The organism is Comamonas brasiliensis (assembly GCF_018292285.1).
In the GTDB taxonomy this organism is placed as follows: Bacteria; Pseudomonadota; Gammaproteobacteria; order Burkholderiales; family Burkholderiaceae_C; genus Comamonas; species Comamonas brasiliensis.
This window is the reverse complement of sequence record NZ_JAANES010000003.1, coordinates 357311-378055: the sequence shown is the minus strand read 5'-3', so window position 1 is coordinate 378055 and position 20745 is coordinate 357311. Positions and strand designations below refer to the sequence as shown.

Below are 20745 nucleotides of genomic sequence, written 5' to 3'. Positions count from 1 at the left end.
GGTTGAATGCAGTTGCCGTGATTTTGATGAATGTTGATGCAGGCTTTTAGGCAAAGACGCCGGCGCTGTCCTGCATATGGGCCGATACCGTGCCCAGGTGGTGCAAGGTGTCGCCGCCCGTCATCTCCATCTGGGTCAGGCGTTTGAAATAGTGGCTGCCCACATATTCGTCCGTCACGCCGATGCCGCCATGCAGCTGCACGGCCTGCTGGCCCACATACCGCATGGACTGACCCAGTTGCACCTTGGCGCGAGCGATGGCGACATGGCGCTCCTCGGCGGGCGCCACCAGCTTGAGCGTGCCGTAGTAGCTCATGGAGCGGGCCAGCTCCAGCTGCATCTTCATGTCGGCCACGCGGTGGCGCAGGGCCTGGAAGCTGGAGATCACCACGCCGAACTGCTTGCGCTGGTTCATGTACTCGGTGGTGAGCTTGAGCGTCTGCTCCATCACGCCCACACCTTCGGCGCACAGCGCGGCATTGGCCACATCCTGTGCCAGGGTGAGGGCTGCCACGCCGTTGGTGGTGATCAGGGTGGCCGATGCACCATGGCAGACCAGATCGGCCGCGCGCCCTTCGTCCTGGGTGGCATAGGGTTTGCTGCTCACGCCCTCGCGGCCGTTCTCGACGAGGAAGAGCGCAATCTTGCCGTCAAGCTGTGCCGGCACGATGAAGGCGTCGGCCTGGTCGCCTGCAGGAACAATGTTTTTCCTGGCATCTACCGTATAGCCATCGCCGGATTTGGAGGCTTTTGCGGCGCAAACATCAATCTGGTAGCGCGCCTTGCGCTCCTGCGATGCGAGCACCACCAGCTTTTCACCGCTGGCGATACGGGGCAGCCAGGCTTGCTTGACGGCTTCGTCACCAAATTGGCCGAGCAGGGCGGAGGCCACGAAAGCCTGGGTCAGCGGCTCCATCACCAGACCGCGGCCCAGCTCCTCCATGACCACCATCACATCGACCGCGCTCTGGCCCAGGCCGCCATATTGCTCGGGCACCGTGAGGGCTGTCAGGCCCAGTTCGGCCAGCTCGTTCCAGACCTCGCGCGAGAAGCCGCCCTGCTTGGCAATGCTCTGGCGGCGCTCGAAGGTATAGCCCTTGTCCACCCAGCGGGCCACGGCATCGCGCAGTTGCTGCTGGTCGTCGGAAAAGTCGAAATCCATATTTGTCTCCTGCTGCCGAAGCGAGTGCGCTTTGCGCACAATCACATTCAGCGAAGCTCTAGCAAGAACCCCCTCCCGGAGGGGGCGCGGGGTGGCAGTGCGAGTTCGCGCAAGCGAAATATCCGCGCTGCCGCCAGTTCGGAATCAGCCCAGCACCGTCTGCGCGACGATGTTCCGCTGCACCTCGTTGGAGCCGCCATAGATGGTGGTCTTGCGCATATTGAAGTAGGTCGCGGCCAGCGGCGCATTGCCCAGCACGTCGCCGGGAAACTCACCCTGGTAGCCGGCTTCCATGGCCTCCTGGATATAGGGCAGGGCATAAGGGCCGGCGGCCAGCATCATCAGCTCGGAGTAGCGCTGCTGAATCTCGCTGCCCTTGATCTTGAGCAGGCCGGCGATGTCCAGCGGGTTCTTGCCCGATTTCATGGCCGACAGCACGCGCAGCACCAGCATTTCCAGCGCGATCACATCGATCTCCAGCAAGGCGATCTGATCACGGAAGCGCTGGTCTTCCCAGACGCCTTCGGTCTTGGCGATGCGCTTGAGGCGCTCCAGCTCGCGCTTGGCACGGTTCACATCGGCAATGTTCGTGCGCTCGTGGCTGAGCAGGTGCTTGGCATAGGTCCAGCCCTTGTTTTCCTCGCCGATCAGCTGGTCGGCAGGCACTTCCACATTGTCGAAAAAGACCTCGTTGACCTCATGCGAGCCGTCCAGCAGCTTGATGGGGCGCACGGTCACGCCGGGCGACTTCATGTCGACCAGCAGGAAGCTGATGCCGGTCTGGGGCTTGCCCTCGTTGCTGGTGCGCACCAGGCAGAAGATCCACTCGCCGTACTGGCCCAGCGTGGTCCAGGTCTTCTGGCCGTTGACGATGTATTTGTCACCCACGCGTTCGGCGCGGGTCTTGACGCTGGCGAGGTCCGAGCCCGAGCCCGGTTCGGAATAGCCCTGGCTCCACCAGACTTCGCCGCTGGCGATGCCGGGTAGAAAGCGCCGGTGCTGCTCCGGTGTGCCATAGGCCATGATCACCGGCGCCACCATCACGGGGCCGAAGGGCACGATGCGCGGCGTGCCGGCAAGTGCGCATTCTTCCTCGAACAGATGCTTTTGTACGGCGCTCCAGCCGGGGCCGCCGAATTCCTTGGGCCAGCCGTAGCCGAGCCAGCCTTTTTTGCCCAGAATCTTGGCCCAGCGCTGCATGTCGTCGCGCGTCAAGTGCAGATCGTTGCGCACCTTGTGCGCAATATCCTCGGGCAGATTTGCCCGCACCCAGCTGCGGATCTCTTCGCGAAAAGCCTGTTCTTCAGGGGTGAATGCCAAGTCCATGCGTTGTCTCCTGCAAATGCTGGAGATTTGTAGCACGCACGTTCTTTTTCAGGCTGTCCGGGTTGCGACAAATGGTGGGAAACCCCAGGGATGAGCACCTCCTGAGCGGCTGCGCCTGCCTTCTTTCCTTTGCTTGGCGTGCGCCAGTTTTTGGTACCGGCGGGCCGTTTGTAATGAAAAGGCCGCCAGAGCTTGCTGGATAAAGGCTGGCAGCTATCAAATTTTGTCTGGGTTTATTCATCCGGGGCAGCAGGCGGCTCCACGCCCAGCGATTCGCACAGCATCTGCACGGTGGCGCGCAGCTGGGCGACTTCGGCTTCGAGTGCATCCACTCGCTGCTGCAGGGCCGATGCATTGCCGCCTGTGCTGGCGCTGCTGGTGCTTGCCAGGGCGTTGACATCCACCGGACCGCAAAGCAGGTGGGCCCAGCGCTGTTCACGGGCTCCGGGCGCGCGGGGCAGCTGCACGACCAGCGGACCGCCTTTTTCTTCGCTGCGCTCGCGCAGTTCGTCAAGAAAGGCCTCGACCGAGGAGATGTCGGCAAAGCGGTGCCAGCGCTCGGAGTTGATGCGCAGCTCGCCAGCGGTCTGGGGGCCACGCAGCATCAGCAGGGACAGCAGCACGGCGGACTGGTCGGGGACGCCAATGCCGCGCGGGAAGTTGTGCTCCCAGCGCGTGGAGCGCACGCTGCTGATCTGCACCGACAGGGTCTTGAGGCGCAGGCTGTCCAGTGCCTCCTGGGCTTCGCCCTCGCTGACCTCCATCACCGGGTCGCGGCTGGACTTCTGGTTGCAGCCCGTGACCAGGCTGTTGAGCGTGAGCGGATAGCTGTCGGGCACGGTGCGGGCCTTTTCCATCAGCGTGGCCAGAACGCGGGCTTCGATGGCGCTCAAAGGGGTGTTGCGTGGGTCAAACGGCATGGGATCTCCTCGAAAGTCTTAGGGCAGCGCACAGGAACTGGTGCAAACCCGATAGGGTTTGTCCGTCAATGCGACAATCGCCGCCCATGAAAAACATCGTGATCCTCATCTCGGGCGGCGGCTCGAACATGGCTGCCATTGTGCGTGCATCCCAGCAGCAGAACTGGGCAAAGCAGTACAACGCCCGCGTGAGCGCCGTGGTGAGCAACAAGGCCGATGCCCAAGGCCTGGTGTTCGCGCGGGACAACGGCATCGCCACCGAGGTGCTGGATCACAAGCAGTTCGACAGCCGCGAGGCCTTTGATGCCGAGCTGGCGCAGGTCATCGACCGTCATGCCCCCGCTCTGGTGGTGCTGGCCGGTTTCATGCGCATTCTTACGCCAGGCTTTGTTGCGCACTATGAGGGCCGGCTGATCAACATCCATCCCTCGCTGCTGCCAGCGTTCACCGGTCTGCACACCCATCAGCGTGCCATCGATGCGGGCTGCAAGTTTGCGGGTTGCACTGTGCATCGCGTGACGGCCGAGCTCGACGTGGGCCCCATCCTGGAGCAGGCCGTGGTGCCCGTGCTGCAAGGAGACACCGCCGAGCTGCTTGCCGCGCGCGTGCTGGAGCAGGAGCACATCATCTATCCGCAGGCTGTGCTCAATCTGATCAAGGGTTGATTCAGATTTGATAGCTTCAATCGCTTGTCGGGTAAGCGATTGAGACTTATTTCAGCTTGATTTTTGCGGCTCGACAGGCAGGCGGCGAAAGCGCGGCTGCTCCACGCCGTCGATCACAACCGTTTCGTTGAACATGGCCGCAGGGCGCACCCACAGGCCATGCTTGCCATAGAGCGCGCGGTAAAGCGTCATGGGCTCCAGCGTTTCGCTGTGGCGCACGGTGGCTATGACTTCATAGCGCATGCCTTTGTAGTGTTCGTAGAGACCGGGCTCGGTGGTGATGAGTGCAGGCAGATCGTGGTCGGACATGATGCTTTTAAAATATGAGCTGTCAGCGCTTGAAGGAAAAGGGCTGGAGCCTGTTTTTACTATGAATCGCTTGGGGCAGGCCGGCGTCATAGATTTCTGGTGTCAGCCAGGGCCAGGGCGAGAGTGGGACAATTGCGCCCATGCATCCCAAAGCCCTTCTCGACGCTTGCTCTGAACTCGTCAAGCGTGCCCTGACATTTGAACACCCGGCCGATGCCGTGGTGTCCCGCTTTTTCCGCGAAAACCGCTATCTGGGCCCGCGCGAGCGCGCCACCCTGGCTGAAACCGTCTACACCGTGCTGCGCAAGAAGCTGCTGTTCGAAGCGCTCGCGCATTCGGGCAGCGGCGCACGCGAGCGCCGGCTGGCCATTCTGGGCTTTGCCGCCGTACTGCGCGAGCAGGCCAAGAAGGAAGGCAAGGTCAAGAACAAGGACGGCCAGGATAGCGAGACCTTTATCAAGGCTGCGCTGACGCCCCAGGAACTCAAGTGGCTGGCTGCCTGCGACGGCGTCAAGCCCGAAGAGCTGATGGAGGCGCACCGCCACAATCTTCCCGAATGGCTGGTCGAGCCGCTCAAGGCCCAGCTGGGCGATGAGTTCTGGACACTGGCTGCCAGCATGGAGCAGGCCGCTCCGCTGGATCTGCGCGTCAACACGCTCAACGACAAGCGCTCCGATCTGCGCAAGGAACTGGAAAAGGCCGGCATCAAGGCCGAGCCCACACCGTTCTCGCCCATCGGTCTGCGTGTGGACGGCAAGCCTGCGCTGGCCAAGGTCGATGCCTTCAACCGCGGTGCCATCGAGGTGCAGGACGAAGGCTCGCAGCTGCTGGCCCTGATGCTGGACGCCAAGCGCGGCGAAATGGTGGTGGACTTTTGCGCCGGTGCCGGCGGCAAGACCCTGGCCATTGGCGCGGCCATGCGCAATACCGGTCGTCTGTATGCCTTCGATGTCTCGGGCCATCGCCTTGATGCGCTCAAGCCGCGTCTGGCACGCTCGGGTCTCTCGAATGTCCACCCTGCTGCGATTGCCCATGAGCGCGATGAGCGCGTCAAGCGTCTGGCCGGCAAGATCGACCGCGTGCTGGTCGATGCTCCCTGCTCGGGCCTGGGTACGCTGCGCCGCAACCCCGACCTCAAGTGGCGCCAGAGCGTCAAGGCCGTGCAGGAGCTGACGCAGAAACAGGCGGCCATCCTGGAAAGCAGCGCCCGTCTGGTCAAGGCCGGCGGCCGTCTGATCTATGCCACCTGCTCCATCCTGCCGCAGGAAAACGAAGCCATTGCCGAAGCCTTCAGCGCCGCTCACCCAGAGTTCGTTCCGCTGGACGCGGGCGAGGTGCTGGAGCAACTCAAGATTGCCGACGGCGACAAGCTCTGCAGCGGCGGTGACGAAGGCAGGCGCTACCTGCGCCTGTGGCCGCACCAGCACGAGACTGACGGATTTTTCGCCGCTGTTTGGGTGAAAAAGGCGTAACTTCGGTGCAAATCCGGTATCTGCTGCCGGGAAATCGGCAGCAGATTGATCGGCGTCTCGCCTAAAATGGCACGACCGTGCTTATCGGGTGAGTGCGGTTTTTTGCCAAAGGCTTTGTTATTTATGTCGCTGGATATAGCCTCGATCTGGAATGCCGTCGTGGATTGGATGGCCAATGGCCTGTGGGATCTGTCGTGGTGGCAACTGCTGCTCTACACCCTGATCACCACCCATTTCACGATTGCGGGTGTCACGATCTTTCTGCACCGCAGCCAGGCGCACCGGGCGCTGGATCTGGGGCCTGTTCCCTCGCATTTCTTCCGGTTCTGGCTCTGGCTGGGCACGGGCATGGTGACCAAGGAGTGGGTGGCCATCCACCGCAAGCACCACGCCAAGTGCGAGACCGCGGATGACCCGCACAGCCCGCAGACGCGCGGTCTGGCCAAGGTGATGCGCGAAGGTGCCGAACTCTACCGCGCCGAGGCCAAGAACGAGGAAACGCTCAAGAAATACGGTCACGGCACGCCCGACGACTGGATGGAGCGCAATATCTATCGCCATTCGGTGATGGGCCCTTCGCTGATGCTCATCCTCAATGTGGCGCTGTTCGGCGCGATCGGCCTGTCGATCTGGGCCGTGCAGATGGTCTGGATTCCATTCTGGGCTGCGGGCGTGGTTAACGGCGTGGGGCATTTCTGGGGCTATCGCAACTATGAGGCGACGGATGCCTCCACCAATCTGGTGCCCTGGGGCATCATCATCGGCGGCGAAGAGCTGCACAACAACCACCATACCTTTCCCACTTCGGCCAAGTTCTCCGTCAAGCCCTATGAGTTCGATATCGGCTGGGTCTATATCAGCCTGATGCAGAAGCTGGGCTGGGCCAAGGTCAAGAAGACCCCGCCGCGCCTGCGCATGGGCGCCGTCAAGCCCGTGGCTGACGAGCTGACGCTGGAAGCCGTCATTGCCAATCGCTACGAGGTCATGGCCCGTTATGCGCGCGGCGTGCGCACGGCGGTTCAGCACGAGCTGGATCTGCTCAAGCAGAAGCAGGCGCAGAAGTCGGATGTTTCCCTGCTCAAGGGCGTGCAACGCTGGCTGCACCGCGATGCCGACAAGGTACCCGAGCGTGCCCAGGGCCAGCTGGCGCAGGCGCGCGCTGCGCACCCGGTGATTGACCAGATGCTGGTCATGCGTGAAGAGTTGCGTCAGCTGTGGCTCAACACCAGCCTGAGCCGCGAGCAGCTGACAAGCCAGCTGCAGGCCTGGTGCCAGCGTGCCGAAGCCAGCGGCATCGCGGCACTCAAGGATTTCTCCGTCAAGCTGCGCGCTGCCCACGTCTGAGGGTGAGCTTGCCTAGCTGCTGCCAGATTCTGGCAAGCGCGAGGCTCAGGCCTTTTCCCTCTTCAAGCCGCCTGGCTGCCCTGTTCGGGTGGGGGCGGCTTTGCTGTATCTGCGCCGCCGGATATTGAATCCAGGCCGCGCCCGCCGGCGTGCTCAGCTGCACCCAGGTGCGGCTGGGGCAACGCCAGCTTTGCCCGGTTTGCAGCACCATGAGCTGGCCGAAGTGATTGTCGGTAAAGCTCAGTGGCCCTATGGCCAGACGCAGCGGCCCCTGCTGGCAGAACAGTTCGCTGCCTGGTTCAAACAGCAGCGATGCGGCCTGGCCGCTGTTGAGGCTATGTGTTTTCGGGGTGAGGTCCGGCTGTGACATGGTGGCTGGAGGTCTGTGATTCAGGCCCTCAAGCGTAGGGAAGAGCGGCTTGGCAGAACAGGCACAGCAAGCGTTCTATGCAGGCGTAGCAGCGCGGATTCCGGTGCATCTGTTCTGCTGTGTTTGCTGACAATCTGTATCTGTTGCAGAACAGAGCTTGCTGGCATGATGCCTGTCCGGCCCTGCGTTTTTGTCATCATGCTGACTTCCACCATCTCCGAATCACAGCCTGTCGATGATGCGGCAAGCGTTGTGCTGCTGCCGCTGTATCAACGGCTGGCCGCGCACTACAGTGCAGCCATAGAGTTGGGGAGCCTGAAACCCGGGGAGCGCATGCCGTCGGTGCGAGAGCTGATGGTGCGGCATGACATCAGTCTCTCGACGGCCTTGCAGGTGCTGCGCTTTCTGGAAGCGCAGGGCTGTCTGGAGGCCAGGCCCCGTGTGGGCTACTTCGTGTGCGCGACGAAGACGGGTGATATTCCTCTGACAAGCGAGCCGGACCTGAGCCAGCCGCTGGCTCCCGGCGCACATGCGCATTTCGTGGGCATCAACGAGCATATTTCGCTGTTGCTCGAGCGCGGCCGCCAGGCCGAGGTCTATATGGACATCGGCGGCTGCACGCCGCCTGCTTCCTTGTTCGATCATCACTATCTGAACAAGACTGTCACCAGGCTGCTGCGCGAGCATCCGACACTGCTCTCGCAGGGGCGCTCTTTGCTGGCCAATCAGGGCAATCACCCGCTGTTTCAGCAGACCATGGCCAGACGGGCGCTGGCCTCCGGTATCCGTGTGGCGCCTGCCGATGTGCTGGCTACCACCGGTAATTCCGAAGCGGTGAGTCTGGCGCTGGCTGCCGTGGCATCCCCCGGGGATACGGTGGCCGTCGAATCGCCAACCTATTACGGCCTGCTGCAGGTGGTGGAGTCCCTGCAGCTGAAAACGCTGGAGATTCCCTGCAGCCCACGCACCGGCATGTCCATCGAGGCGCTGGAGCTGGCCTTTCAGACCCAGCCGCGCCTGAAGGCCGTGGTGGTGGTGCCGGATCTGCAGATGCCGCTGGGCGCGCGCATGCCGGATGAAAAAAAGGCCAGACTCGTGGCCCTGTGCGCAGCTCATGGGGCGGCGCTGATCGAAGACGACTCCTACGGGCTGTTTGTCGAAGGGCTGCCGGTGAAGCCGCTCAAGGCCTGGGACAGTGTCTCCGGGCATGTGATCTATTGCCAGGCCTTCAACAAAAGCCTGGCGCCGGGTCTGCGCCAGGGCTGGATGAATGGCGGCCAATGGCATGGCCGTATCCAGATGCTGAAATTTGCGCAAAGCCGCAATACCCAGACGCTGGGGCAACTGGTCGTGGCCGAGGTGCTGGGCTCACCCACGCATCAGCGCAGTCTGGAAAAGCTCAGGCAGCAACTCAAGCGCCAGCGCGAGGCCATGGCCAGACTGGTGGCTCGCCATTTTCCGCTGGGCACGCGCATGAGCCTGCCAGGCGGCGGCCTGTGCCTGTGGCTGGAGTTCCCCGCGCAGATGTCTACCTCGGATTTGTTCACGGCAGCCCTGGCGCGCGGCATACGTATTGCGCCGGGCAGCATGTTTTCCAACTCCGGCAGGTATGAGCACTGCATGCGCCTGGCCTGCACCCATCCGGTCGACGAACTCATGGAGAGGGCGATGCAGGATCTGGGTGAGATGGCGTGCCGGCAACTGGGGCAGAATCCGCGCAGCTAGCGCTGCCCCGTGTCTTTATTTCGTCGGCTGACCGGCCATGCACTGGCGCAGGAAATCACGGGCCTTGCTGCCCTCCTTGTAGAAGGTGCTGATGACCTCCTTGCCTTCCACGGAGACCTTGAAGCGGGATTCCTCCTCTTCCCCCAGTTCCTTGACCAGCGCCTCGGGTCCGCCCAGCGCGTAGACGATGGCTCCCCATTTGCCACCGGACATGGTGTAGTTGATGGCGCCGACCTCCTGGGGGCGGTCCTGGTTCTGGGTCAGCGTGGTTCTGATCTTGCGCGGGCTGGCGGGCTGGGGAATGTCCATGCCCAGAAAGGTCAGCAGGGCACCGTCGTGCTTGGCCGTGGGGCCGGAGAGCTGAACGGCACCGGACATGCTGCCAAAAATAGCCGCACATCCAAGACCCGAGCGCGGGTTTTTCTCGTCATGCGAGAACATCCAGTAGCCCTTGCGCAGCTTCTGGTACTGCGGGTCTTGTGCAATTCTCTGTCCTTCCTTGATCAGCTCCTGGCCTTCGCGCAGCAGCTCCAGCTGGCCGCGTGCCAGGCTGCCCAGGGCATCGGCAGGGGAGGGTTCGGCGCGCTGGGGGGCGGCAGGCGCGGAGCTGCTGAATTGTTCGCAGACGGGCACGGAGGCCAGACCCGGTGAGCCGCCTGTCATGCCGACCTGGCGCTGACCGGGGCCGGGGCCCGTGGGGCAGACGAATGTCTGGCCGAAGACGGCTGGCGACACGGCAAGCGAAAAAAGCAATGTGCTCAGCGTCTTGTGATTCATGTGATCCATCCCTGTTCGTTGCAAAGTGCCCAGTATAGGGATGCTCGCGGCACCGGTTCTTGCACCGTGACAGGCATGGCGAAGGCATAAAAAAACCGCCTGCACTTGCGTGAGGCGGTTTTTCAAGAAACAGGCCGAATTACTTCAGCTTGGTTTCCTTGTACTCGACGTGCTTGCGAGCCTTGGGGTCGAACTTGATGATCGACATCTTTTCAGGCATCGTCTTCTTGTTCTTGGTCGTTGTGTAGAAGTGACCGGTACCAGCAGTGGAAGCCAGCTTGATCTTTTCGCGTCCGCCTTTAGCAGCCATGGTGTTTCTCCTTCAGGAAATTAAGCTTGGCCACGAGCGCGCATGTCTGCGAGCACGGAGTCGATACCGTTCTTGTCGATCAGGCGCAGAGCAGCGCTGGAAACGCGCAGGCGCACCCAACGGTTTTCGCTCTCCACCCAGAAGCGGCGGTATTGCAGGTTGGGGAGGAAACGACGCTTGGTCTTGTTGTTGGCGTGGGAAACATTGTTGCCCACCATGGGCTTCTTGCCCGTAACTTCACATACGCGTGCCATTGGGACACTCCGATAGTTGAATCGGCCGCCGGCTCTGGAATCCTGCAGGAGCAGGAGGTGCCGACAACCTCACCTCGCCAGTTTGTAATGGGTGGCGGTAGCCCGATTGCGGAAGTCCCGAAGCACGGTAAAGCGCGAACCTGGAATTCAGCAAAGTCTGCGATTATAGCGTTCTCGCAAAAAAGCCCCTGGTGCCGGCCAAAACTGGCCAAACCCAAGGGCTTTTGCGCCGAACATGCGCTAACAGTCGCTCAGACGCCGAAGCGGCCTGGCGTCATCAGGATTCCTGTTCCAGGAAGCGCTGGGCGTCCAGGGCCGCCATGCAGCCGGTGCCGGCGCTGGTGATGGCCTGGCGGTAGACATGATCCTGGCAGTCGCCGGCGGCGAAAACGCCGGGCACGCTGGTCTGTGTGGCAAAGCCCTTGAGGCCGCCCTGAGTGACGATGTAGCCGTTTTCCAGCTCCAGCTGACCCTGGAAGATGTCGGTGTTGGGGTGGTGGCCGATGGCGATGAAGGCGCCTTGCAGCTTGACTTCTTCCGTGTGGCCATCCTGCGTGCTCTTGATGCGGATGCCGGTCACGCCGCTCTGGTCGCCCAGCACTTCATCCAGGGTGAAGTGGGTCTTGAGCTCGATCTTGCCTTCCTTGACCTTGTCCATCAGCTTGTCCACGAGGATGGGCTCGGCCTTGAACTTGTCGCGGCGGTGCACCAGGGTGACCTTGCTGGCGATATTGGACAGATACAGGGCCTCTTCCACGGCCGTGTTGCCGCCGCCGATCACGCAGACGGGCTGCTCGCGATAGAAGAAGCCGTCGCAGGTGGCGCAGGCGGAAACGCCGCGGCCCATGAAGGCTTCCTCGGAAGGCAGGCCCAGGTACTTGGCCGATGCGCCGGTGGCGATGATCAGCGAGTCGCAGGTGTAGACGCCGCTGTCGCCGGTCAGGGTGAAGGGACGCTTGGAGAAGTCGACCTGGTTGATGTGGTCGAAAACGATTTCGGTCTTGAAGCGCTCGGCATGTTCCTGAAACCGCTGCATCAGCTCGGGGCCCTGCACGCCCATGACGTCGGCTGGCCAGTTGTCCACTTCGGTGGTGGTCATCAGCTGGCCGCCCTGGGCCATGCCGGTGATCAGCAGAGGCTTGAGATTGGCACGGGCGGCGTAGACGGCGGCGGTGTAGCCGGCAGGGCCGGAGCCCAGGATGAGAACTTGTGCGTGTTTGGTAGAGGACATGGAGCGGAACTCTGGAAAAAGCAGGCCGACAACCGGCGCGCGGTCATGAAAACATTGGAAAGATGTGGGAGTATCGCTCCGGATCAAGGTCTGCGCGTGCAGCGGTTTTTAATCACCGGAATTGTTAAAAATGATAGTGATGAAGCGAATCGGGCTGCCGTATGGCTGTTTTGTTGCATGTGCTTGCATTACGCTGAGCGATCGTCTTGGCCGAATGTACCGCTTGGATAAGGGCCTAAGGTAAGCTTGCGCCTGCGTATGACATATACATTGAACGCTTCGAACGCGTCTTCTTCCAGCAAATCAAAATCCCGCGCTGCCGCTCCGCGCTATGGAGTGATTCGCTTCAGCCAGGAGGTTTTGCTGTTGATCGGCCTGCTGGCGCTGGTGTTCTGGCTCATGGCCATGTTCACCTACTCGCCGCAAGACGCAGCCTGGTCCACTTCGGGCGCCGGGCAGAGGCCGTTTGTACATAACTGGATGGGCCGTGTGGGGGCCTGGCTGGCCGACGCCTGCTACTTCGGCTTCGGCATGTCCATCTGGTGGCTGGTGCTGGCCGCCGTGCAGACCTGGGTGACATCGCTGGTGCGCTGGATGCGTGGCGGGGTGAACAAGGACGGCAGCCCTCTGGCGCTGATGCCGCTGTGGCGCCGCCGCTTTCTGTTCTGGGGTGGTCTGGCCATTCTGATGATTGCCAGCTGCGCGCTGGAATGGACGCGCCTGTACCGTTTCGAGAACCTGCTGCCCGGCCCCGCTGGCGGCGTGTTTGGTTACATGATGGGCTTCAACGCCCTCAAGTGGCTGGGTTTTGCCGGCTCGGGCCTGATCGGCATCTGCCTGTTCGTGCTGGGCGCCGCCATGGTGTTCGGCTTTTCCTGGGGCAAGCTGGCCGAGGGCCTGGGCGCGCGCCTGGACGGCATGGTGCAGTTCGGGCGTGAGCGCCGCGAAATTGCCAAGGATGTCTCGGCGGGCAAGAAAGCCGCCCGTGAACGCGAGGAAGTGGTGTTTGACCGAACCGAGGGCGCGATCACGGCACCGGTGCACCAGCCGGTGCAGATCATCGAGCCCGTGCTGCAGGAGGCCAGCCAGCCCAGCGCCCGGGTGGTCAAGGAGCGACAGAAGCCGCTGTTCACCGATCATCTCGACAGCAAGCTGCCTCAGGTGGATCTGCTGGACCAGGCCCAGCAGCGCCAGGAGCTGGTGTCTGCCGAGACGCTGGAGATGACCAGCCGGCTGATTGAGAAGCGCCTCAAGGACTTTGGCGTGGAAGTGCGTGTGGTTGCGGCCATGCCCGGCCCTGTGATCACGCGCTACGAGATCGAACCCGCCACGGGCGTCAAGGGCTCGCAGATCGTCAATCTGGCCAAGGATCTGGCGCGTTCGCTGTCCCTGGTGTCGATCCGCGTGATCGAGACCATTCCCGGCAAGAACTACATGGCGCTGGAGCTGCCCAATGCCAAGCGCCAGTCGATCCGTTTGTCCGAGGTGCTGGGCTCGCAGGTCTATCACGATGCCAAGAGCCTGCTGACCATGGGACTGGGCAAGGACATCGTGGGCAATCCCGTGGTCGCCGATCTGGCCAAGATGCCTCACGTGCTGGTTGCCGGCACGACCGGCTCGGGCAAGTCCGTGGGTATCAACGCCATGATTCTGTCTCTGCTCTACAAGGCAGAGGCGCGCGATGTGCGTCTGCTCATGATCGACCCCAAGATGCTGGAAATGTCGGTTTATGAAGGCATTCCCCATCTGCTGTGCCCTGTGGTTACCGACATGAAGCAGGCGGCCAACGGCCTGAACTGGTGCGTGGCCGAGATGGAGCGCCGCTACAAGCTCATGAGCAAGCTCGGTGTGCGCAATCTGGCCGGCTACAACAGCAAGATCGACGAGGCCAAGGCGCGCGAGGAGTCGATTCCCAACCCCTTCAGCCTGACGCCCGAGGAGCCCGAGCCGCTGCAGCGCCTGCCGCACATCGTCATCGTGATCGACGAGCTGGCCGATCTGATGATGGTGGTGGGCAAGAAGATCGAAGAACTCATCGCCCGCCTTGCGCAAAAGGCGCGGGCGGCCGGCATTCATCTGATTCTTGCGACCCAGCGCCCCAGCGTTGACGTGATCACGGGCCTGATCAAGGCCAATATTCCAACGCGTATTGCCTTCCAGGTCTCCAGCAAGATCGACAGCCGCACCGTGCTGGACCAGATGGGAGCCGAAACCCTGCTGGGCATGGGTGACATGCTGTACATGGCCAGCGGCACCGGTCTGCCGATTCGCGTGCATGGCGCTTTTGTCTCCGACGACGAGGTGCACCGTGTGGTCAGCTATCTCAAGGAACAGGGCGATCCTGACTACATCGAAGGCATCCTGGAAGGCGGTTCTGTCGACGGCGAGGGTGGCGATGACGATGGCGAGGGCGGCGGCGAAAAGGACGAGCTGTACGATCAGGCCGTCGAAATCGTGCTGAAGGACCGCAAGGCCAGCATTTCCTATGTTCAGCGCAAACTGCGCATCGGCTACAACCGCTCGGCCAATCTGCTCGAGCAGATGGAAAAGGCCGGCCTGGTCAGCTCGCTCACATCCAGTGGGCAGCGCGATGTTCTAGTTCCGGCTCGCAGCGAGTGAGCCGCGCACAAGAAGGAGAGTCATGAAACGTCTTTTGACTGCAATTTTGATAGCGGGCAGCGCAAGTGCTGCAATGGCTGATGGTCTGAAAAGCCTTGAGTCCTTCATGAAGAACGCCCAGGCGGGCAAGGCCGACTTCACCCAGTCCGTGACCTCGCCCCCCAAGTCCGGGCAGGAAGCGCGTACCAAGGTGTCCAGCGGCAGCTTCGAATTCCAGCGGCCCGGCAAGTTCCGCTTCAACTACACCAAGCCTTTCGAGCAGCTCATCGTGGCCGACGGCAAGACGCTGTGGCTGTACGACGCCGACCTGAACCAGGTGACGGAGCGCGCCCAGGCCCAGGTGCTGGGCAGCACACCGGCGGCCATCCTGACATCGGCCACCGACCTCAAGGCCTTGAAGGCCGATTTCGAGCTGGGCAACCAGCCTGATGCCGATGGTCTGGAATGGGTGCTGGCCAGTCCCAGGCAGAAAGGCGGTCAGCTCAAGAGCGTGCGCATAGGCTTCACACCCGAAGGCAAGCTGGCAGCGCTGGATATCGAGGACAGCTTTGGCCAGCGCTCGCTGATGCAGTTCAAGGGTCTGCAAACCCAGGCTTCGCTGCCGGCATCGACCTTCCACTTCACGGTGCCCAAGGGGGCCGATGTGCTCAAGCAGTAAAAGCGCGGCACGCATCAGCAAAAAGGCCTGCGGATGGTGTCCGCAGGCCTTTTTTATGTAAAACAAGGGTCAATCCCTTGTGGGTAAAGCGCCGATAGCTATGCTTTTGGAATCAATGCACCAGCTTGAAATCAGGCGCGCGTGGCGTTTGCGGCAGCCCGCTTGTTGCCGAGGGCGAAATCCAGCAGGCCTGCCAGCACCAGCACGCAGACCACCGGGGTGACCCAGCCCATGCCCAGGGCGGCACCGGGCAGCATGTCCAGCCAGGCGGGCACCAGGAAGTCGAGCTTGGCCGCCTTGGCGGCATCAAACAGGCCGAAGACCAGGGAAGTGCTCATCACGGGGATGTAGACGCGCGCCGGCTGGTTCCAGGGATGCAGCAGGCTCAGGGCGATCAGGGCGATGGCTACGGGATACAGGCCCACGAGCACTGGCACGGCCACGGCAATCAGCTGGGCCAGGCCCTGGTTGGCCACGGCAGTGCTGAAGATCGACAGGCCGATGACCATGGTGCGATAGGAGATGCCGGTCAGTTCGCTGAAGAAGCTGCTGCAGGCCGTGATCAGGCCCACGCCGGTGGTTAGGCAGGCCAGCATGATGACGGTGGCCAGCAGCCACAGACCTGCGGGGCCAAAGGTCTGCTGCACAAAGGCCGTGAGAATCTGCACGCCGGTGGAGGCGTTGGCGGCCAGTTGGCTGTTGGTGGCGCCCAGATACATCAGCGATACATAGACCAGACCCAGGCAGGTCGCGGCAATGATGCCGGCATAGATGCAGTAGCGCGTATGAAGCCTGCTGTCGCTCACGCCGGCGGCCTTGATCGCGTTGACGATGACGATGCCGAAGATCAGCGAGGCCAGCGCGTCCATGGTCTGATAGCCCTGCAGAAAGCCTTCGGAGAAGGCGGCTGCCTGAGTGGCATAGGCCTCGGTGCTGACGCTGTAGCCATCCACGGGGGCCAGCACGGCAGAGCCGCCGAGCACGGCCAGTGCCAGGATCAGCACGGGCGTGATGATCTTGCCCACGTTGTCCATGAGCTTGCCGGGGAACAGCGACAGCAGCGCCACGGCCACGAAATAGGCGATGGTGAAGGCCAGCAGCATGGCGGGCGTGTTTCCGACGAAGGGGGCCAGGCCCATCTCGAAGGACACGGTGGCCGTGCGTGGCGTCGCAAACAGAGGGCCTATGGTCAGATAGATGGCCACGGCCAGCACCAGGCCGGCAATGCGGCCTATGGGGCTGGTCAGGGTGTCCAGACCGCCACCCACACGGGCCAGGGCGATCACCCCGAGCAGGGGCAGACCGACGCCGGTCAGCAAAAAGCCGGTCGAGGCGCCGAGCAGGTTTTCACCGGCGGCCAGGCCGACCATCGGAGGAAAGATGATGTTACCTGCCCCGAGGAACAGGGCAAAGGTCATGAAACCGAGGGCAAAAATGTCCCAGGTCTTGAGTTTTTTCATACGCGTAGGCTCAGGCGTGCAGCGCTGGCACGCCCTGGAGCAATGTGGAACCAAGGAAAGTTTGCGGATGCTTTCGATTGATTTCTGGCTGATGGCGGTAGCCCTATCAGGCACAGGCATTGCGCGGCGCAGATGAGGCGGCCCGCAATGAATCTGAACGCGCTGCCAAGCCTGGCTGGCCTGGTTTTTGGCAGGCCGGATGGGGGCAGTACCTCCATGAAGGCGAGGGGTGGCCTCGTTAATGGAGAGATTTAATCCGTTAAAACGCTATTTTCTCTTATGAAAAATTCTGATAAGAGTGCTGGGGTTAAGCGTGATCGACGGTGGCTGCAATCCAGTGCGTAAAACAGTCCCGACCCATTTGGCTGCACAGGCGGCCGTAGCGTTGGATACTTGAGGGGCCATGGTTACGCACAACAACTCCTCCTCTTCTGCCATTCCCCATCAGCCCCTGGCTGAGCGCCTGCGGCCGCGCACGCTGGCCGAAGTCATTGGCCAGCAGCATGTGCTGGGAGAGGGCATGCCGCTGCGCCTGGCTTTCGAGTCGGGCCGCCCGCACAGCTGCATACTCTGGGGCCCGCCCGGCGTGGGCAAGACCACGATTGCCCGGCTCATGGCCGATGCCTTTGATGCGCAGTTCATTTCCATCAGCGCCGTACTGGGTGGAGTCAAGGACATCCGCGAGGCCGTGGAGCAGGCGCAGGCCGCGCGAAGCGGCTTGCTGCAGCAGCGCACCATCGTGTTCGTGGACGAGGTGCACCGCTTCAACAAAAGCCAGCAGGACGCTTTTCTGCCCCATGTGGAAAGTGGACTGTTCACCTTCATCGGTGCGACCACGGAGAACCCGTCGTTCGAGGTCAACTCGGCCCTGCTGTCGCGGGCGGCTGTCTATGTGCTGCAAAGTCTGACGACCGACGATCTGAAGCAGATTGTGGCCAAAGCCCAGGTCATCAAGGCGGTTCCCACTATCGAAGATGAAGCGCTGGATCGCTTGATTGCCTACGCTGACGGCGATGCACGCCGCTTGCTGAACACGCTGGAGACCCTGTCCATCACGGCTGAGCAGGCCGGAGTGGAAAGCATTACCGATGGCTGGCTGCTCAAGGTGCTGGGCGAGCGCATGCGCCGCTATGACAAGGGTGGCGAGCAGTTCTACGACACCATCAGCGCGTTGCACAAATCCGTGCGCGGCTCGGACCCCGATGCGGCGCTGTACTGGTTTTGCCGCATGCTGGATGGCGGGGCCGATCCGCGCTATCTGGCGCGCCGCATCGTGCGCATGGCCTGGGAGGACATAGGGCTTGCCGACCCGCGCGCCATGCAGATGTGCAACGATGCCGCTGCGACCTATGAGCGCCTGGGCAGTCCCGAGGGCGAACTGGCCCTGGCCCAGGCCGTGATCTACCTGGCCGTGGCGCCCAAGAGCAATGCCGGTTACATGGCCTACAACAAGGCCAAAGCCTTTGTGAAGGGCGACACCACAAGGCCTGTGCCGCTGCATCTGCGCAATGCTCCCACCAAGCTGATGAAGCAGCTGGACTACGGCCGGGATTACCGCTATGCCCACAGCGAGGAGGGCGGCTTTGCGGCCGGAGAGCGCTATCTGCCTGAAGGCATGGAAGACCCCGGCTTCTACCAACCCGTGGCGCGGGGGCTGGAAATCAAGATCGGCCAGAAGCTGGCAGAGCTCAAGGCGCTCAACGACGCCGCTCGCGCGGCAGATGATGAGCAGGCGGGCTTGTAAAGCGCGAGTTGCCCAGGTGTTGCACCACTGACACTAGTTGAATGCTGCATTTTTTGCGGCGTTTCTAGGGTTTTTAGCTAGTTCGGGTGGCAAGCCGTGACTAAGTGCCTGTATTTATTGGGCTTGCGCTATCGATGAAATTATTGCGTTGCAGCATTTTGGGCTTGCGCACGGGAAACCCCGGTTCTGAGTCCTGAAAACAGCTCCCTAGAATCGATTCACTCTTTTGCGGCAAGCAGCTCACAAAGCGGCGGACTGCAGAAGAGGAACCTTGGCATCGCTGGCTCCGTCGTTCGGGATGAGAGGCTCGCAGTGTCTCCGTCTTGGATCGAGGGAAGGGGAGCGCGCTTATGGATATCTTGCTGCAGCAGATCATCAATGGTCTGGTGTTAGGCAGCATGTACGCCTTGATAGCCTTGGGCTACACCATGGTGTACGGCATCATTCAGCTGATCAACTTCGCGCATGGCGAGGTGCTGATGGTGGGGGCTTTGACCAGCTGGAGCTGCATCGGCCTGATGCAGGAGGCCATGCCTTATCTGCCGGGCTGGCTCATGCTTTTGATCGCCGCCATCATCGCCTGCGTGGTGGCCGCATCGCTGAACTTCGTGATCGAGAAGGTGGCCTACCGGCCGCTGCGCAACAGCCCGCGCCTTGCGCCGCTGATCACGGCCATCGGTGTCTCCATCCTGCTGCAGACCCTGGCCATGATCATCTGGAAGCCCAATTACAAGGCTTATCCCACGCTGCTGTCGTCAACGCCCTATGAGATCGGCACGGCGGTGATCACGCCCACGCAGATTCTGGTGCTGGCGGTCACGGCGATTGCACTGGCAACGCTGATGTACCTGGTCAACTACACCAAGCTGGGACGCGCCATGCGGGCCACGGCCGAGAACCCGCGGGTGGCAGCGCTGATGGGCGTCAAGCCCGATATGGTGATTTCCGCCACCTTCATCATCGGTGCCGTGCTGGCCGCGATTGCCGGCATCATGTATGCCTCCAACTACGGCACAGCTCATCACACCATGGGCTTTCTGCCGGGTCTCAAGGCCTTCACGGCCGCCGTGTTCGGCGGCATCGGCAATCTGGCCGGAGCCGTGGTGGGTGGCCTGCTGCTGGGGCTGATCGAGTCCATCGGGTCCGGCTATATCGGCGATCTGACGGGCGGCGTGCTGGGCAGCCAGTACACCGACATCTTTGCCTTCATCGTGCTCATCATCATCCTGACGCTGCGTCCTTCGGGCCTGCTGGGTGAGCGTGTGGCGGACCGTGCCTGAGGGAGTGCCCATGAAGAACAACAAGACACTTCACTGGATCCTGGGCGGCATAGGCCTGCTGGTGTTGCCGCTGATCCTGCAGTATTTCGGCAATGCCTGGGTGCGTATTGCCGATTTGGCGCTGCTTTACGTGATGCTGGCGCTGGGCCTGAACATCGTGGTCGGTTACGCCGGCCTGCTGGATCTGGGCTATGTGGCTTTCTATGCCGTGGGCGCCTATATGTTTGCGCTCATGGCATCGCCGCATCTGGCTGAGACCTTCGAAGGTTTTGTGGCCATGTTTCCCAACGGGCTGCACACCTCGATCTGGCTGGTGATTCCGCTGGGCATGCTGCTGGCCGCCTGTACGGGGGTGTTGCTGGGGCTACCGGTGCTGCGGCTGCGCGGCGACTATCTGGCCATCGTGACACTGGGCTTCGGCGAGATCATCCGCATCTTCCTGAACAACCTGGATCAGCCCGTCAACATCACCAACGGTCCCAAGGGCATTGGCCAGATCGACTCGGTCAAGATCTTCGGCTTCGACCTGGCCAAGCGGCATGAGATCTTCGGCTACGACATCTCCTCCGTCACGCTGTACTACTACCTGTTTCTGGTGCTGGTGCTGGCCACCATCGTGATCTGCTACCGCTTGCAGGATTCGCGCATAGGTCGCGCCTGGATGGCAATCCGGGAGGATGAAATCGCCGCCAAGGCCATGGGCATCAATGTGCGCAATATGAAGCTGCTGGCCTTCGGCATGGGGGCTTCGTTTGGTGGCGTGGCCGGCGCCATGTTCGCTGCCTTCCAGGGCTTTGTCTCGCCCGAGTCCTTCAGCCTCATGGAGTCCGTGATGATCGTGGCCATGGTCGTGCTCGGCGGTCTGGGCCATATTCCCGGCGTGATTCTGGGGGCGGTGCTGCTGTCGGCTCTGCCCGAGGTGCTGCGCTATGTGGCCGGGCCGCTGCAGCAGATGACCGATGGACGCCTCGATGCCTCCATCCTGCGCCAGTTGCTGATTGCCCTGGCCATGATCGTCATCATGCTGATGCGCCCGCGCGGCCTCTGGCCCACGCCCGAGCATGCCAAAAGCCTGGATCGCCAGTCCTGATGACTGCACAGACAAGGAATGTGAACTGA

19 protein-coding genes are annotated in these 20745 nt (G+C 62.1%); 9 read left to right on the top strand and 10 right to left on the bottom strand.

Translation table 11 applies throughout. From position 1 onward, the window contains the following. Positions 1-46: 46 nt before the first annotated feature. The 3 genes from DJFAAGMI_RS14365 to DJFAAGMI_RS14355 all read right to left on the bottom strand — a co-directional run bounded on the left by DJFAAGMI_RS14365 (position 47) and on the right by DJFAAGMI_RS14355 (position 3408). Entirely contained in the window at positions 47-1162 is a 1116-nt protein-coding gene (locus tag DJFAAGMI_RS14365; RefSeq protein ID WP_211457642.1) for an acyl-CoA dehydrogenase family protein, read from the bottom strand. A gap of 144 nt (positions 1163-1306) precedes the next feature. After that, positions 1307-2488, bottom strand: a complete 1182-nt coding sequence (locus tag DJFAAGMI_RS14360; protein WP_211457641.1) for an acyl-CoA dehydrogenase family protein — start codon at positions 2486-2488, stop codon at positions 1307-1309. Positions 2489-2721: 233 nt separating this feature from the next. After that, the gene (locus DJFAAGMI_RS14355; protein WP_211457640.1) at positions 2722-3408 is read right to left on the bottom strand and encodes a YceH family protein; all 687 of its coding nucleotides are present in this window, start codon (positions 3406-3408) and stop codon (positions 2722-2724) included. Positions 3409-3494: 86 nt separating this feature from the next. Between DJFAAGMI_RS14355 and purN the strand changes: the two genes are divergently transcribed. Next, the gene (gene purN / locus DJFAAGMI_RS14350; protein WP_043003406.1) at positions 3495-4073 is read left to right on the top strand and encodes a phosphoribosylglycinamide formyltransferase; all 579 of its coding nucleotides are present in this window, start codon (positions 3495-3497) and stop codon (positions 4071-4073) included. Between the two features lie 51 nt (positions 4074-4124). Here the strand turns inward: purN and DJFAAGMI_RS14345 are convergent, their stop codons facing one another. Next, positions 4125-4382, bottom strand: coding sequence for a DUF1653 domain-containing protein (locus DJFAAGMI_RS14345; protein ID WP_211457639.1), 258 nt, complete (start codon positions 4380-4382; stop codon positions 4125-4127). Positions 4383-4522: 140 nt separating this feature from the next. Here DJFAAGMI_RS14345 and DJFAAGMI_RS14340 point away from each other — a divergent pair, with 140 nt between their 5' ends. Together DJFAAGMI_RS14340 and DJFAAGMI_RS14335 are read left to right on the top strand one after the other, a co-directional pair. Beyond that, on the top strand, positions 4523-5854 hold the full coding sequence (locus tag DJFAAGMI_RS14340) for an RsmB/NOP family class I SAM-dependent RNA methyltransferase (RefSeq protein ID WP_043003404.1): 1332 nt from the start codon (positions 4523-4525) through the stop codon (positions 5852-5854). Between the two features lie 123 nt (positions 5855-5977). Then, positions 5978-7198, top strand: a complete 1221-nt coding sequence (locus DJFAAGMI_RS14335) for a DesA family fatty acid desaturase (protein WP_211457638.1) — start codon at positions 5978-5980, stop codon at positions 7196-7198. Here the strand turns inward: DJFAAGMI_RS14335 and DJFAAGMI_RS14330 are convergent. Further along, positions 7173-7568, bottom strand: a complete 396-nt coding sequence (locus DJFAAGMI_RS14330) for a hypothetical protein (protein ID WP_211457637.1) — start codon at positions 7566-7568, stop codon at positions 7173-7175. The two genes, DJFAAGMI_RS14335 and DJFAAGMI_RS14330, sit on opposite strands and share 26 nt — an antisense overlap. A gap of 198 nt (positions 7569-7766) precedes the next feature. On the opposite strand from DJFAAGMI_RS14330, the gene DJFAAGMI_RS14325 reads away from it, so the two are divergent. Then, a complete protein-coding gene (locus DJFAAGMI_RS14325) occupies positions 7767-9293 on the top strand; it encodes an aminotransferase-like domain-containing protein (protein ID WP_249334327.1) in 1527 nt (508 codons plus the stop codon). Between the two features lie 15 nt (positions 9294-9308). Here DJFAAGMI_RS14325 and DJFAAGMI_RS14320 read toward each other — a convergent pair whose 3' ends face one another. The 4 genes from DJFAAGMI_RS14320 to trxB form a co-directional block, all read right to left on the bottom strand. Next, positions 9309-10070 (bottom strand): hypothetical protein, encoded by a 762-nt coding sequence (locus DJFAAGMI_RS14320; protein ID WP_249334325.1) that lies wholly within the window; start codon positions 10068-10070, stop codon positions 9309-9311. A 139-nt stretch (positions 10071-10209) separates the two neighbouring features. Further along, positions 10210-10380, bottom strand: a complete 171-nt coding sequence (gene rpmG, locus DJFAAGMI_RS14315) for a 50S ribosomal protein L33 (RefSeq protein WP_003058233.1) — start codon at positions 10378-10380, stop codon at positions 10210-10212. 20 nt (positions 10381-10400) lie between these two features. Continuing rightward, entirely contained in the window at positions 10401-10634 is a 234-nt protein-coding gene (gene rpmB, locus DJFAAGMI_RS14310) for a 50S ribosomal protein L28 (RefSeq protein ID WP_003058229.1), read from the bottom strand. A gap of 277 nt (positions 10635-10911) precedes the next feature. Further along, the gene (gene trxB / locus DJFAAGMI_RS14305; protein WP_003058226.1) at positions 10912-11865 is read right to left on the bottom strand and encodes a thioredoxin-disulfide reductase; all 954 of its coding nucleotides are present in this window, start codon (positions 11863-11865) and stop codon (positions 10912-10914) included. 258 nt (positions 11866-12123) lie between these two features. Between trxB and DJFAAGMI_RS14300 the strand changes: the two genes are divergently transcribed. Further along, positions 12124-14484 (top strand): DNA translocase FtsK, encoded by a 2361-nt coding sequence (locus DJFAAGMI_RS14300; protein WP_211457635.1) that lies wholly within the window; start codon positions 12124-12126, stop codon positions 14482-14484. A gap of 22 nt (positions 14485-14506) precedes the next feature. Continuing rightward, on the top strand, positions 14507-15142 hold the full coding sequence (gene lolA, locus DJFAAGMI_RS14295) for an outer membrane lipoprotein periplasmic chaperone LolA (RefSeq protein WP_012837199.1): 636 nt from the start codon (positions 14507-14509) through the stop codon (positions 15140-15142). A 131-nt stretch (positions 15143-15273) separates the two neighbouring features. Here lolA and brnQ read toward each other — a convergent pair whose 3' ends face one another. Continuing rightward, entirely contained in the window at positions 15274-16602 is a 1329-nt protein-coding gene (brnQ, locus tag DJFAAGMI_RS14290; protein WP_211457634.1) for a branched-chain amino acid transport system II carrier protein, read from the bottom strand. 403 nt (positions 16603-17005) lie between these two features. On the opposite strand from brnQ, the gene DJFAAGMI_RS14285 reads away from it, so the two are divergent. The 3 genes from DJFAAGMI_RS14285 (at position 17006) to DJFAAGMI_RS14275 (ending at position 20716) form a co-directional block, all read left to right on the top strand. Further along, a complete protein-coding gene (locus DJFAAGMI_RS14285) occupies positions 17006-18346 on the top strand; it encodes a replication-associated recombination protein A (RefSeq protein ID WP_003058221.1) in 1341 nt (446 codons plus the stop codon). A 350-nt stretch (positions 18347-18696) separates the two neighbouring features. Continuing rightward, entirely contained in the window at positions 18697-19626 is a 930-nt protein-coding gene (locus tag DJFAAGMI_RS14280) for a branched-chain amino acid ABC transporter permease (RefSeq protein WP_043003398.1), read from the top strand. 10 nt (positions 19627-19636) lie between these two features. Then, positions 19637-20716, top strand: a complete 1080-nt coding sequence (locus DJFAAGMI_RS14275; RefSeq protein WP_211457633.1) for an ABC transporter permease subunit — start codon at positions 19637-19639, stop codon at positions 20714-20716. Positions 20717-20745: the final 29 nt, after the last annotated feature.

What these genes read in the sequence shown, in the direction of transcription:
- DJFAAGMI_RS14300 (WP_211457635.1), top strand. Translation starts at nt 12,124, where the DNA reads ATGACATATACATTGAACGCTTCGAACGCGTCTTCTTCCAGCAAATCA.
- DJFAAGMI_RS14275 (WP_211457633.1), top strand. Translation starts at nt 19,637, where the DNA reads ATGAAGAACAACAAGACACTTCACTGGATCCTGGGCGGCATAGGCCTG.
- DJFAAGMI_RS14355 (WP_211457640.1), bottom strand. Translation starts at nt 3,408, where the DNA reads ATGCCGTTTGACCCACGCAACACCCCTTTGAGCGCCATCGAAGCCCGC.
- DJFAAGMI_RS14335 (WP_211457638.1), top strand. Translation starts at nt 5,978, where the DNA reads ATGTCGCTGGATATAGCCTCGATCTGGAATGCCGTCGTGGATTGGATG.
- rpmB (WP_003058229.1), bottom strand. Translation starts at nt 10,634, where the DNA reads ATGGCACGCGTATGTGAAGTTACGGGCAAGAAGCCCATGGTGGGCAAC.
- DJFAAGMI_RS14325 (WP_249334327.1), top strand. Translation starts at nt 7,767, where the DNA reads ATGCTGACTTCCACCATCTCCGAATCACAGCCTGTCGATGATGCGGCA.
- DJFAAGMI_RS14320 (WP_249334325.1), bottom strand. Translation starts at nt 10,070, where the DNA reads ATGAATCACAAGACGCTGAGCACATTGCTTTTTTCGCTTGCCGTGTCG.
- brnQ (WP_211457634.1), bottom strand. Translation starts at nt 16,602, where the DNA reads ATGAAAAAACTCAAGACCTGGGACATTTTTGCCCTCGGTTTCATGACC.
- DJFAAGMI_RS14285 (WP_003058221.1), top strand. Translation starts at nt 17,006, where the DNA reads ATGGTTACGCACAACAACTCCTCCTCTTCTGCCATTCCCCATCAGCCC.
- DJFAAGMI_RS14345 (WP_211457639.1), bottom strand. Translation starts at nt 4,382, where the DNA reads ATGTCCGACCACGATCTGCCTGCACTCATCACCACCGAGCCCGGTCTC.
- DJFAAGMI_RS14365 (WP_211457642.1), bottom strand. Translation starts at nt 1,162, where the DNA reads ATGGATTTCGACTTTTCCGACGACCAGCAGCAACTGCGCGATGCCGTG.
- purN (WP_043003406.1), top strand. Translation starts at nt 3,495, where the DNA reads ATGAAAAACATCGTGATCCTCATCTCGGGCGGCGGCTCGAACATGGCT.
- DJFAAGMI_RS14340 (WP_043003404.1), top strand. Translation starts at nt 4,523, where the DNA reads ATGCATCCCAAAGCCCTTCTCGACGCTTGCTCTGAACTCGTCAAGCGT.
- lolA (WP_012837199.1), top strand. Translation starts at nt 14,507, where the DNA reads ATGAAACGTCTTTTGACTGCAATTTTGATAGCGGGCAGCGCAAGTGCT.
- rpmG (WP_003058233.1), bottom strand. Translation starts at nt 10,380, where the DNA reads ATGGCTGCTAAAGGCGGACGCGAAAAGATCAAGCTGGCTTCCACTGCT.
- DJFAAGMI_RS14280 (WP_043003398.1), top strand. Translation starts at nt 18,697, where the DNA reads ATGGATATCTTGCTGCAGCAGATCATCAATGGTCTGGTGTTAGGCAGC.
- trxB (WP_003058226.1), bottom strand. Translation starts at nt 11,865, where the DNA reads ATGTCCTCTACCAAACACGCACAAGTTCTCATCCTGGGCTCCGGCCCT.
- DJFAAGMI_RS14360 (WP_211457641.1), bottom strand. Translation starts at nt 2,488, where the DNA reads ATGGACTTGGCATTCACCCCTGAAGAACAGGCTTTTCGCGAAGAGATC.
- DJFAAGMI_RS14330 (WP_211457637.1), bottom strand. Translation starts at nt 7,568, where the DNA reads ATGTCACAGCCGGACCTCACCCCGAAAACACATAGCCTCAACAGCGGC.